12 protein-coding genes are annotated in these 11,150 nt (G+C 70.8%); 8 read left to right on the top strand and 4 right to left on the bottom strand.

The features are described from left to right. Positions 1-270 (top strand): hypothetical protein (locus tag VKH46_13835; protein ID HKB71923.1); only part of this gene is annotated, 270 nt, incomplete at its 5' end. Positions 271-468: 198 nt separating this feature from the next. On the opposite strand, the gene VKH46_13830 is transcribed toward VKH46_13835, so the two are convergent. Continuing rightward, complete coding sequence (locus tag VKH46_13830) at positions 469-696, bottom strand: hypothetical protein (GenBank protein HKB71922.1); 228 nt, start codon at positions 694-696, stop codon at positions 469-471. A gap of 213 nt (positions 697-909) precedes the next feature. Here VKH46_13830 and VKH46_13825 point away from each other — a divergent pair, with 213 nt between their 5' ends. From VKH46_13825 to cyoE, 5 genes are all read left to right on the top strand, one after another. After that, the gene (locus tag VKH46_13825; protein HKB71921.1) at positions 910-1,917 is read left to right on the top strand and encodes a beta-propeller fold lactonase family protein; all 1,008 of its coding nucleotides are present in this window, start codon (positions 910-912) and stop codon (positions 1,915-1,917) included. A 155-nt stretch (positions 1,918-2,072) separates the two neighbouring features. Then, on the top strand, positions 2,073-3,911 hold the full coding sequence (locus tag VKH46_13820) for a methanol/ethanol family PQQ-dependent dehydrogenase (protein ID HKB71920.1): 1,839 nt from the start codon (positions 2,073-2,075) through the stop codon (positions 3,909-3,911). Continuing rightward, positions 3,895-4,710: a quinoprotein dehydrogenase-associated putative ABC transporter substrate-binding protein gene (locus VKH46_13815; GenBank protein ID HKB71919.1), complete on the top strand. Its 816-nt coding sequence runs from the start codon at positions 3,895-3,897 to the stop codon at positions 4,708-4,710. Before VKH46_13820 ends, VKH46_13815 begins: the two co-directional genes overlap by 17 nt. Positions 4,711-4,731: 21 nt before the next feature. Beyond that, positions 4,732-5,190: a c-type cytochrome gene (locus VKH46_13810; GenBank protein HKB71918.1), complete on the top strand. Its 459-nt coding sequence runs from the start codon at positions 4,732-4,734 to the stop codon at positions 5,188-5,190. Beyond that, positions 5,187-6,110, top strand: a complete 924-nt coding sequence (gene cyoE, locus VKH46_13805; GenBank protein ID HKB71917.1) for a heme o synthase — start codon at positions 5,187-5,189, stop codon at positions 6,108-6,110. The genes VKH46_13810 and cyoE overlap by 4 nt, the downstream gene beginning before the upstream one ends. Positions 6,111-6,444: 334 nt before the next feature. Here cyoE and VKH46_13800 read toward each other — a convergent pair whose 3' ends face one another. The 3 genes from VKH46_13800 to selA form a co-directional block, all read right to left on the bottom strand. Then, entirely contained in the window at positions 6,445-6,975 is a 531-nt protein-coding gene (locus VKH46_13800) for a dual specificity protein phosphatase family protein (GenBank protein ID HKB71916.1), read from the bottom strand. A gap of 138 nt (positions 6,976-7,113) precedes the next feature. After that, positions 7,114-7,479, bottom strand: coding sequence for a hypothetical protein (locus tag VKH46_13795; protein HKB71915.1), 366 nt, complete (start codon positions 7,477-7,479; stop codon positions 7,114-7,116). Positions 7,480-7,555: 76 nt separating this feature from the next. After that, positions 7,556-8,935 (bottom strand): L-seryl-tRNA(Sec) selenium transferase, encoded by a 1,380-nt coding sequence (gene selA, locus VKH46_13790; protein ID HKB71914.1) that lies wholly within the window; start codon positions 8,933-8,935, stop codon positions 7,556-7,558. Positions 8,936-9,046: 111 nt separating this feature from the next. On the opposite strand from selA, the gene VKH46_13785 reads away from it, so the two are divergent. Both VKH46_13785 and VKH46_13780 read left to right on the top strand, forming a co-directional pair. Then, positions 9,047-9,601: an MXAN_5187 C-terminal domain-containing protein gene (locus tag VKH46_13785; GenBank protein HKB71913.1), complete on the top strand. Its 555-nt coding sequence runs from the start codon at positions 9,047-9,049 to the stop codon at positions 9,599-9,601. After that, positions 9,598-10,830: a tetratricopeptide repeat protein gene (locus tag VKH46_13780; GenBank protein HKB71912.1), complete on the top strand. Its 1,233-nt coding sequence runs from the start codon at positions 9,598-9,600 to the stop codon at positions 10,828-10,830. Before VKH46_13785 ends, VKH46_13780 begins: the two co-directional genes overlap by 4 nt. Positions 10,831-11,150 lie beyond the last annotated feature (320 nt).

Here is an 11,150-nt window from a genome sequence, read left to right as displayed (position 1 = left end):
GGTGTGACGGGCGCGGCGCTTCTCGTCGCCGGGGGGTGCATGCTCCTGAACCGGAAGGCGCGGATAGCGGCGACCTGGCTCGGCGGCTGGATTCTGCTGACGGTCCTGCTGATCTACGGGCCCGTTTTGATCGGGGCGCTGTCCTCGGCCGTTACGGCGGCCCAGGTGGAGGGGATCAACTACTTCGCGGACACGCTGCTCTTTGCCGGAGGCGTTCTGGCCGTGGCGAGCGCGTCGCCCCGCTCCGATGAAAACCGATCCGTTTCCTGAAAGGGATGATCGCGGGAAGTCCTGCGACCTCCTTCCGCCGCGTCGGCGGCGTGCGCGGGATTTTCTTCGGGGAGACTAATCGCGTTCTGTCCTCGGCGGCTCGGGCTCCTGCGCGGACGACCGGCGACACCTGCCGCGAGTACGAGGCATCCCTATGCACTTATCGAGCGCAAGCCAGCGGCGGGATCGTTCCTTCGCCTACGTCGGCGTCTCTCTCCAGCGATGCCGCGAACGATCCGGCGGTTGCGGTTTGTCGGCTCCATCCTCGACTCGTCCTTCGGCGCGCGGCTGCGTGTCGTCGAGCGGGTCGTAGAGGTATTCGCAGTACGCGCACCGGAGCGGCGGCGCGTCGGCGTCCGTCACCACGGGCAGGATGTTGTGCGTCTCGCAATTGGGGCAGTTCCACCGAATGAATTTGTTCGTCATCTCCCTCCGACTCCTTCCGAATCCTTCGGGTAAGAACTCCGACCTTCTCGGACGTCTCGAATCGCAAATATCCGGCCACCTTTAAGTCGCCTGACGGCAATGACTTGACGTGCGGGTGGGACGGCGGGTGTCACCGATCGGAACGGTCCAGTGACAATTCGCGGCGCCCGCCCGGGCCGCAGCGTCCGCACCGGCAGAAGGTAGGAACGGCCGTTGCATCGCAAGTCCGCCGTGTCCGGCGCGCCGAATTCGACCGTCCTGCCGCGCGTCCTCGCGGTCGCCGCCGCGACGCTGATCACGAGCGGCGTCCGGTTCGCACGCGCCGAGATCCTGTTCGTCACCGGCGAGCATGCCGGCACGGTGTCGTCGATCGACGCGGCCACGGGACGGAGGATTCGATCGGCGAAGGTCGGAGCGCGAACGCGGGGCATCGCGCTCTCGGCGGACGGCAAACGCGCGTTCGTCGCGGTGAGCCACTTCCAGGGCCAGCCGGCCACGGAACCGGACTCCGTCGTCGCGCTCGATACGCGCGATCTTCGAGTGGTCCGCCGCTACCGCGCCGGCACGGATCCCGAAGGAATCGCTCTCTCTGCGGACGGGCGCTGGCTCGCGGTTTCGAACGAGGACGCCGGTACCGCGTCGATCGTGGATCTCGCGACCGGAGAGGACGCGCCGCTCGTGACCGGGACCGAGCCGGAGGGGATCGGCGCGAGCCCTGACGGGCGCTGGCTGTACGTGACCGCCGAGACGAGCAACACCGTGACGGTGATCGACGCGCGCGCCCGCCGCGTCGTCAACAACGTCTTCGTCAGCGCGCGCCCGCGCGCGGTGCTCTTCTCGCCCGACGGCGCGCGCGCGTGGGTGACGTCCGAGATCGGGGGCGCGGTGGACGTCCTCGACGTCGCGGCGCAGCGCGTCGTGGGTAAGCTCAAGCTCCCGGCAAAGGACCATCCCGTCGGGCTCGTCTTCCGCGACGGGATGCTCTGGATCGCGACGGGCCGCGGCGACTCGGTCGCCGCCGTCGACGCCGCGTCGCTCCGGGTCGTCGCGGAGGTCCCCGTGGGCTCGCGTCCGTGGTGGCTGGCGCTCTCGCGCGACGGGCGGAGGCTCTACGTCGCCAACAGTCTCTCGGACACGATCTCGGTCGTCGACACCGCCGCGCGCCGCGTCGTGAGGGAGCTTCCGGCGGCGGGGGGTCCCTGGGGCATCGCGGTCCCATGAAGTTCCGCTGTGCCCCGTGGCGCCGCGTCCGAGAGCGTTTCGAAGGCCGCCGGGGCCCCCTCGCCCGGCGCCCGCCGTCGCCGAAAGGAGGGAATGGAAATTGCTCCTGGTTCCGGCGTCGGCGGAGGCTCCTGGAGCGGCAGAGGAGGAACGGAATGACTCGATCGACCGGCCGCGTGTTCGTCGTGCTGACCTTCGTTCCCGCGCTCGCCGGAGCGGCGGCGAAGGCGGGAGCGCCTCCGCGCTGGGCCGCGCCCTCCTCGATCGCCGGGACCCTCCCGGGCATCCATCTCATCGGTCCGGTTCCCGACGGCGACTGGACCCTGCCGGCCGGAGACTTCGCGAACACGCGGTTCTCGCCGCTTTCCCAGATCACGGCCGACAACGTGAAGAACTTGAAGGTCTACACGACGCTCTCGACCGGGATCCCGCACGGGCACGAGGGACAGCCGCTCGTCGTCGGCGACACCATGTACGTCGTCACGCCGTTCCCGAACAACCTGATCGCCGTCGACCTCACGAAGCCCGGCGGCGGGTTGAAATGGATCTACCAGCCCAACCCGGACCCGAAATCGGTCGGGATCGCCTGCTGCGACGTCGTCAACCGGGGCGCGTCCTGGGCCGACGGGAAGATCGTCTTCAACACGCTCGACGACCACACCGTCGCCGTCGACGCGGCGACCGGCAAGGAGGTCTGGAAGACGCAGGTCGGCGACATCAACCTGGGCGAGACGGTCACGATGGCGCCGCTCGTCGTCAAGGACAAGGTGATCGTCGGCGACAGCGGCGCCGAGCTCGGCGTGCGCGGCGACATCATGGCGCTCGACGTGAAGACGGGAAAGATCGTCTGGCGCGCCTACAATTCGGGGCCCGACAAGGACGTCCTGATCGGACCCGAGTTCAAGCCGTTCTACAAGAAGGACCAGGGCGCCGATCTCGGCGTCCGGTCGTGGACGCCGGACCAGTGGAAGCTCGGCGGCGGGACGGTCTGGGGATGGATCTCCTACGATCCGGAGACGAACCTGATCTTCTACGGCACGGCGAATCCCGGCGTCTGGAACCCGGATCTGCGCCCCGGCGACAACAAATGGTCCTGCTCGATCTTCGCGCGCGACGCCGACACCGGGAAGGCGCGCTGGGCCTACCAGGTCGTGCCGCACGACGCGTGGGACTACGACGAGATCATGGAGAACATCCTCGTCGACATGCCTTTCGCGGGGAAGGCGCGCAAGCTCCTGATCCACCCCGGGCGCACCGGGTTCGTCTTCGTCCTCGACCGGGAGACGGGCGAGGTGCTCTCGGCCGAGAGCTACGAGCCGACGAACTGGGCGAAGGGTTACGACCTGAAGACGGGTCTTCCCATCGAGGACCCCTCCAAGCGCAGTCACGAGGGGGTCGTCACGCGCGACATCTGCCCTTCGTCGACCGGGGCGAAGGACGTGATCCCGTCGGCGTTCTCGCCGCGGACGGGACTCCTCTACATCCCGGCGCACAACACGTGCATGGACTACGAGGGTGTGCAGGCGAACTACATCGCGGGAACGCCCTATCTCGGCGCGAACGTGAAGATGTACCCGGGGCCCGGCGGCTACCAGGGGGAGCTCGTCGCGTGGGACGTCGCGCACGCGAAGAAGGCCTGGAGCGCGAAGGAGCAGAAGTTCCCCGTCTACAGCGGCGTGCTCGCGACCGGCGGCGACGTCGTGTTCTACGGGACGATGGACGGCTGGTTCAAGGCGCTCGACGCGAGGAACGGGAAAGAGCTCTGGAAGTTCAAGGTGGGCTCCGGGATCGTCGGCAACCCGATGACGTATCTCGGTCCCGACGGCAGGCAGTACGTCGCCGTCTACTCCGGGATCGGCGGCTGGATGGGCGCGGTCGCGTTTCCGGACATGTCGACCGACGACCCGTACGCCGGCCTCGGCGTCGTCGGCGCCATGAAGGAGATCAAGAACTACAGCGGCCCGGGAGACATCGTCTATGTCTTCGGTTTCTGAGCTCGCGGGCGCGCTCCTTCTCGCCGCCGTTTCGGCCGCCGCCGCCGCTCCCGCGCCGCCGGCCGCGCCGGCGCCGCCGCTGCGCGTGTGCGCGGACCCGAACAACCTGCCGTTCTCCAACGACCGGCGCGAAGGATTCGAGAACGCGCTCGCCGAGCTCGTCGCGCGCGACCTCGGACGCCCGCTCGAGTATTTCTGGTGGCCGCAGCGCCGCGGTTTCGCGCGGCAGACGTTGAAGAGCGGGCGTTGCGACCTCGTGATGGGCGTCCCGTCGGCGTACGAGCTCGCGTCGACGACCGAGCCGTACTACCGCTCGACGTACGTCTTCGTGTCGCGCGGCGACCGGCGTCTGCGCATTCGCTCCTTCGACGACCCGCGCCTCGCGCATTTGCGCGTGGGGATCCACGTCATCGGCGGAGCGGACTCGGGCATGCCGCCCGGCCTCGCTCTCGCGCAGCGCGGGATCGTGGAGAACGTCGTGAGCTATTCTCTGCTCGGCGACTACTCCAAGCCGAATCCTCCCGCGGCGCTGATCGACGCGGTGTCCCGCGGCGACGTCGACGTCGCGGTCGCCTGGGGTCCGCTCGCCGGCTATTTCGCGCAGCGGTCGCCGGTGCCTCTCGACGTCGTTCCGGTCTCTCCGGCGATCGACCTGCCGTTCCGCCCGTACGTCTTCGACATCTCGATGGCGGTGCGCCGGGGCGACCCGCTGAGAGACACGGTCGACGGCGTGATCGAGCGGCGGCGGGAGGACATTCGGCGTCTGCTCGAAAAGTTCGGCGTGCCGCTCGTCGAATGAGCGGACGCGGGGGGATGTGAAATGAGACGAAGAGCCCTGGGCCTGGCGGCCGTTGCGGCAGCCTTCCTCCTGTGGGGCGCGTCGTGCCGCGCCCGCCACGACCAGACGGCGTCGGCCGGGGCGGTTCCCGCGATCTGGATGCCGATCGGCCCCGTTCCGGGCCCGGCGGTCGCCGGCTCGGGCCCTCAGAATCCCTACGCCGGCGACGCGGCCGCGACGATGGAGGGGCGCCATCTCTTCGACCGCTACAACTGCTCCGGTTGCCACGGCACTCACGCCGGCGGCGGCATGGGCCCGAGCCTTCGCGACGAGCGCTGGATCTACGGGAGCGCCGAGGCGAACATCTTCAGCGACATCGCCGAGGGACGGGCGCACGGGATGCCCTCCTGGGGAACGAAGATCCCGGACGACCAGGTATGGAAGCTCGTCGCGTACATCAAGTCGCTCCGCACGCCGAACGAGCCGGACCCGCCGCGGTGAACGCGGAGTTGCGCCCGAAGCGGTTCGTCGACGGAATCGCGGCCGGCGTCCCGTCGCGCTTGCGCCTCGCCGACTGGCTCGTTCTCTCGAAGGCGCGCATCGTCTTGATGGTCCTCTTGACGGCCGCGGCCGGGTACGCGCTCGGCGCGTCATCGGTGCGACCCGGCGTGCTGACCGCCGCGATCGCGGGGACGGCGCTGCTGGCGGCCGGCACGAACGCCTTCAACGAGCTGGTCGAGCGGGACCGCGACGCGAACATGGCGCGCACGCGGCGGCGGCCGCTGCCGTCCGGCCGCATCGCGCCGGCCGCGGCGGCCCGATTCGCGGCCGCGTCTTCGGCCGCGGGAGCCGCGATCCTCGCGCTCTTCGTCAACCCCCTGACCGCGGCGCTCGGCGTTTTCACTCTCGCCTCGTACGTGCTCGTGTACACGCCTCTCAAGCGGATCACGCCCGCCTGCACGATCGTCGGCGCGATCCCCGGCGCGGTCCCGCCTCTGATGGGGTGGACGGCGGCGACCGGCGCGATCGGCCCGGGCGGCGTGTTCCTCTTCGCGATCGTCTTCTTCTGGCAGATGCCGCACTTCCTCGCGCTCAGCTGGATCTATCGCTCCGATTACGCCGCGGCGGGCTTCTCGATGACCTCCGTGCGCGATGCCGGCGGCCGCGTCGTCTCGAGGGACGCTCTCGTCCACACGCTCGCGCTGCTCGCCGCGACCGCGACGGCCGCCGTCCTGTGCGCGGCGCCTCGATGGCCGCTCGCGGCCGCGGCGCTGGCGGGAGCGCCTCTGCTGGCCGCCGCCGTCCGCTTCCGCGCATCCCGCACGACCCGGCGCGCGCGGCTCCTCTTCGCGGCGTCGAACGCGTTCCTGCCCCTGGTGATGGCCGGACTGGCGCTGTCCGGCGGCTTCCTGCCGCGCTGAGGCGCGCGGCGGCCGCATCCGGGGCGCCGGGTTTGCGCCCGCTCCCCGCTCAGCGGCCCTCGCAGGCTGCTGAAAAACGAATCCGGGCGGCGTGTCACGAGCCTTGCCGACCGTCCGCAGTACGGCCCGGCGCTCCAGCGCGATGAGGCCGGGCGCCGGATCTTTAAAACGCGCGAACGGCAAGACTCGCGCCACCGGAAGGTTGCGGCGGCGCGGGCTCGCCTGCTTCGTTGCCGCGCCTGGACGATGCGGCCGGCATCGCCTTCGGCGTGGCGTCTTGCATTCGAGCCCGCGGCGCTCGCAACCCCGCCACGGACCCTTTTTCAGCAACCTGCTAGGCCTCGACCAGATGCCGGTACGCGATCGAGGCCAGCGCGTCGAATGCGGGGACGTCCCATGCGGCCCCCGTGCGTTCGCGGAGCGCCGAGCAGTACCGGGCGAACGCGGCGAGCTGCTCGGGGCTCGGCGAGACCACCCGGCGCGCGTCCTTGGCGCGGATCAGCGCCTCGAGAGGCTCGTCGCCGCGGCTGACGAGGACGCAGAGCGTCAGCAGCGCGCTGCGTCCGATCCCGTGATGGCAATGGATCAGCACGCTCGCTCCGCGGTCGAGCCGCTCGTTGACCCACGCGACTCCCAGCTCGATCATCTCGTCGGCGATCGCGCAGACGTCTTCGGTGGGAAGGTGCAGGAGCTCGATCCCGTGGCGTCGGAGGACTCGGTCGTCGTCGCACGCCTCGATGCGGAGGTCGACCACGTGCCGGATGGAGTGCTCTCGCGCGAGCCTCGCCGCATCCGAGGGCGCGAACCGCCCGCCGACGGCGAGCGCCGGCGTCACCCAGTCGAAATCGAGCGCGCGGAGGGCCATGACGAGCGGAAGAGCAAAGGGGATGCCTTAGTGACGGCGCCTTCGCCAAGCGTCTGCCAATAGTGAAGTTGTACGATTACCCTCGCGACGCGAGGGGGCCCGGCTCCGATTTCAATTATCCGGATAGCGCCGCGCCCGCTACTTGTGCGGGTGCGGGGGAATGAACTCGGGAAGATCGCGGCGTTCCAGGGTCTCGACGAACACGCCCGCCGGACGGTACGTCAGAGGCTGGCGAGCATGAACGTTGCGATGCTCGGGGCTGCGGAGGACGTAGAAGGTCGTCTGCGTCGTCTCGCCGCCGTGCGTGAGCCGGATCGGGTAGCGTCCGCCGTTCTCGAGGGGGCATTCGGTCTCGATCTCGATGCCGATCCGCGAGACTTTCAGCACCCGGACGTCTCCGCGGACGCCTTTGATCGCGGCCGCCCATCCCTCGCCGGAGATCCGTTTGGCGAAGCGCTGTCCGGTACGCGCGGTAGCCCCGGACTTTTCGTGCTCGTTGGTCATTCCCGAAATCTTCCCGCGATGATACACCGCTTCCGGCGAACGGCGACTGCCGAAAACGGCGCGCGCGGAGCGCGGGTCAGAGGACGGCGAGCGCCGCGGCGATCGTCTCGTCCTCCTCCGCGAACACGGAGCGAAGATCGAGCAGCGCGCGCCCGGATTGCACGCGGACGATGATCGGGACGTCCCGCTCCCGCAGCGCGCGCGCGATCTCGTCGGCGCTTCGGCCGGGGCCGCCGATCGCGACGGCGGCCGACGGGATCGACCGTTCCGGGGTCGTCCCTCCGCCGAACACCGCGCGCGTGGCGACGGCCTCCGCGTGCAGGCCCCGCGGGGCCGCGGCGGCGAGGTGTTCCGCGCGCTCGCGGAGCGCCGCCGCGGGCGCCGCGGCGAGCGCGTAGAGCGGGAGCCCCGCGGCGCCCTCCGTGAGCCACGTCGCGATCGTCTCGAAGACGCCGGCGAGCGCGATCTTGTCCGGACGCAGCGCCCGGGCGAGCGGGTGCCGGCGGCAGCGCTCGACGCGCGAGCGCCGGCCGGCGAGGATCCCCGCTTGCGGCCCGCCGAAGAGCTTGTCGCCGGAGAAGGCGACGAGGTCGGCGCCCGCCTTCAACGCGTCGCCGGCGAGCTCCTGGCCGGCGATCCCGAAAGGGGAGAGGTCCGCGATCGTCCCCGATCCGTGGTCGTGGATCCACGGAAGGCGCCGGCGGCGGCAGAACCCCGCGATCTCGGAGAACGACGGGCGCGCGGCGTAGCCCCGGATCTCGTAGTTGGACGGATGCACCGTGAGGACCGCGGCGGTCCGATCCGAGCGGGCGCGCTCGAAATCCGCGATCTTCGTGCGGTTGGTGGTCCCGACCTCGCGCAGGCGGGCGCCCGAGGCCTCGAGGATCTCGGGGATCTTGAAGGAGCCGCCGATCGCGACGAGCTCCCCGCGGGAGACGAGGACCTCGCGGCCGGCGGCCGTCGCGGCGAGCGCGAGCAGCACGGCCGCCGCGTTGTTGTTGACGACGTGCGCGTCTTCGGCGCCGACGAGGATCGCCGCGAGTGCCCGGGTCTTCGTCCCCCGCGAGCCGCGCTTCCCGGTCGAGAGGTCGAGCTCGACCGCGTGGTATCCCTCCGCGGCCGCGGCGATCGCGGCCCGAACCCGGGCCGACAGAGGAGAGCGGCCGAGGTTCGTGTGGATCAGGACTCCGGTCGCGTTGACGACCCGCGGCGCCTCGGCCGCGAACCGTGCCGCGAGCTCGCGCGCGCAGCGCTCGAGGATCGCTCCGGGATCGGGACCGCCTTCGGTCTTCGCGGCCGTGCGTGCGGCGGCCTTGACGGCTTCGCGCCCGAAGCGGTCGATGAGCGGAGCCGCCCGGTGATCCGAGAGGATGCGGTCGATCGAGGGGGGGAGTCCGCGAGCCGGGCGCGGGCGTTCTTCCGCCTTCGTGGCCGCCTCCGGGCGCCGGCGCGTCATCGCCGCTGCCGGCCGCGCGCACGCGGGAAGCGCGTGCCCGCGGCCGCCGGCCTCGGGCCCGGGCGGAGCGCCGTCGGAAGCCTCATACCGTTAGAATGGAGAGGTTAGCAGATGTCGCTCGAGAAGGAGTTCGCCGCGTTCGAGGAAACGATCACCCGGGTGGGAAGAGAATACGACGTGTTCCTCTACGGGACCGGCAGCCGCCTCCCCGCCGAGGGCCGCCGCCGCCTGCAGGAGATGGCGCGGTCCCTCTCCTCGCAGAAGATCGATTCCCCCGCCGACCGCTTTCGCCTGAACTCGGTCCTCGGCCGCTACAACAGCCAGGTCGAGTTCTGGGAGCGGGCCGTCCGCCAGAAGGAGGAGGGGCGCGGCCGGTTTTCCCGGGGGGCCGCCCCGGCCCCGGCCAACGTTCCGGCGCCCGCCTCCGTAGACCACGAGGCGGCGCGCTCGCCGGACGAAGCCCTGTTCGCCCGCTTCCTCGAAGCGCGGCGGGGGAACGGGGAGGACGTTTCGCGGCTGAGCTTCGAGAAGTTCCGGGAGCAGCTCGCCAGGGAGCGCGACGCATTGGCCGCTCGGACGGGAAAGACGGAATGGGAGTTCGACGTCGCCGGCGACAAGGGCCGCGTCCGTCTGATCGCCCGCCCATCGAAAGGGAAAACCGCATGAACCATCGAATCGTTTCCGCGGGGCTCGGCGCGCTCTTGGCGCTCTCCGCGACGGCGCTCGCGCAGACCGGCGTGTCGGGCCAACCGGGCGTTGCGACCGGCCTGACGACGACGCCCGACGCGTCGAGCTCGCCGACGCCCTACATCCCTCCGCCTCCGACGCCGACGGAGACGCCGAGTGAGCCGGCGCCGCCCCCGACGTCGCCCTACATCCCTCCTCGTCCGACGCCGCACCCGACGACCCCGCGAACGAGCCCGCCTTCGCCGGCCGCGCCCGCCCCGGTCCCGTCGCCTTCCGGCCCGGCGGCCGCGCCTGAGCCTCCGCCTCCCGCTCCTCAGGCGGAAGGGAAGCGCCGGGGCGCCTCGTTCTACACCCCCTATCTTTCCGAGAGCGACGCTCTCGACCGCGCGATCCTCGACCTCACCGAGCAGGTCCGGGAGTATCCCGACGACCCGGGCTTGCGAAACGACCTCGGCAACCTCCTCTCCCGCCGTGGGTTCGCGAAGGAGGCGCGCGATCAGTATCGAAAGGCGGCGAAGCTCGATCGTGAGTTCTTCCTCGCCGATTACAACGAGGGCCTCCTCTGGGAGAAGGAGGGGAAGACATCGTCGGCGATCAAGGCGTACGAGCGGTCGATCAAGCGCAAGCCCGGCTTTCCCCTCTCGCGGTTCCACCTCGGCTTCCTTCTCGAGAAGGAAGGACGCGGCGAGGCCGCAATCGAGGAATACGCCAAGGCGCTGCGGATCGATCCGTCGCTGCGGTGGCCGGCGCGCAACCCGCTCGTCGTCCAGACGCGCCTTCTCTACCGCGCGTCGCTGGCCAATTACGACCGTGACCTCGCGGGCGCCACACTCGACGACGATTCGAGCTTCGCCGACCGCGCCGTTTGGGAGCGCCTCCATCCGCAGCATCCGGTCGACACCGGGGAGCTCGAGAGTCCGGAAGAGGAGGAAGCTCCCGTCGCCGCGGCCACCGGTGCGCCGACGGCCGCCCCGCTCATCGGGGGAAAGGCCGCTCCGGCCCGCCCCACGGACACGCGCCGCCAGCAACTGATCGATCGTTTCCGCCGCAATCGCGCCGGACGTCCGATCGCGAATCCGCCGGAGACCGTGGTCGCGCCGCCTCCGGCGCCCGTCGCGGTTCCTCCGGCGGCCATTCCGGCGCCGCCGCCCGAGGACGAGAACGCGCCGAACCCCGCGATGCAGGAGCCGCCGCCACCCGTCGCCTGAGCGACGCTCGCGCACCTCGGATCGCTCAGGCTCCCACATCGCGGAACTTTTCCATCGGTTACTTCGGAAAAGTTCTCGCGATGTGGCCTCCCGCGGCTCGGGCTCGAGCCCTCGACCGCTTCGGCGCCCGACGGGGGCAGGTCACCGCGCGGCTTGCCTGAAAAACCTCGACCGCGCAACCGCCGCCCGTCGCCTGAGCGACGCCGCTCTGCTCGCGGCTCCGTGTGCCCTCGACCGCTTCGGCGCTCGACGGGGGCTGGTCACCGTGCGGCTCGCCTGAGAAGGCTCGAGCGCGCAACCGCCACCGCCCGAGCGACGCT

Source organism: Thermoanaerobaculia bacterium (assembly GCA_035260525.1).
Lineage (GTDB): Bacteria > Acidobacteriota > Thermoanaerobaculia > UBA5066 > DATFVB01 > DATFVB01.
This window is presented reverse-complemented; position numbering and strand designations above follow the sequence as displayed.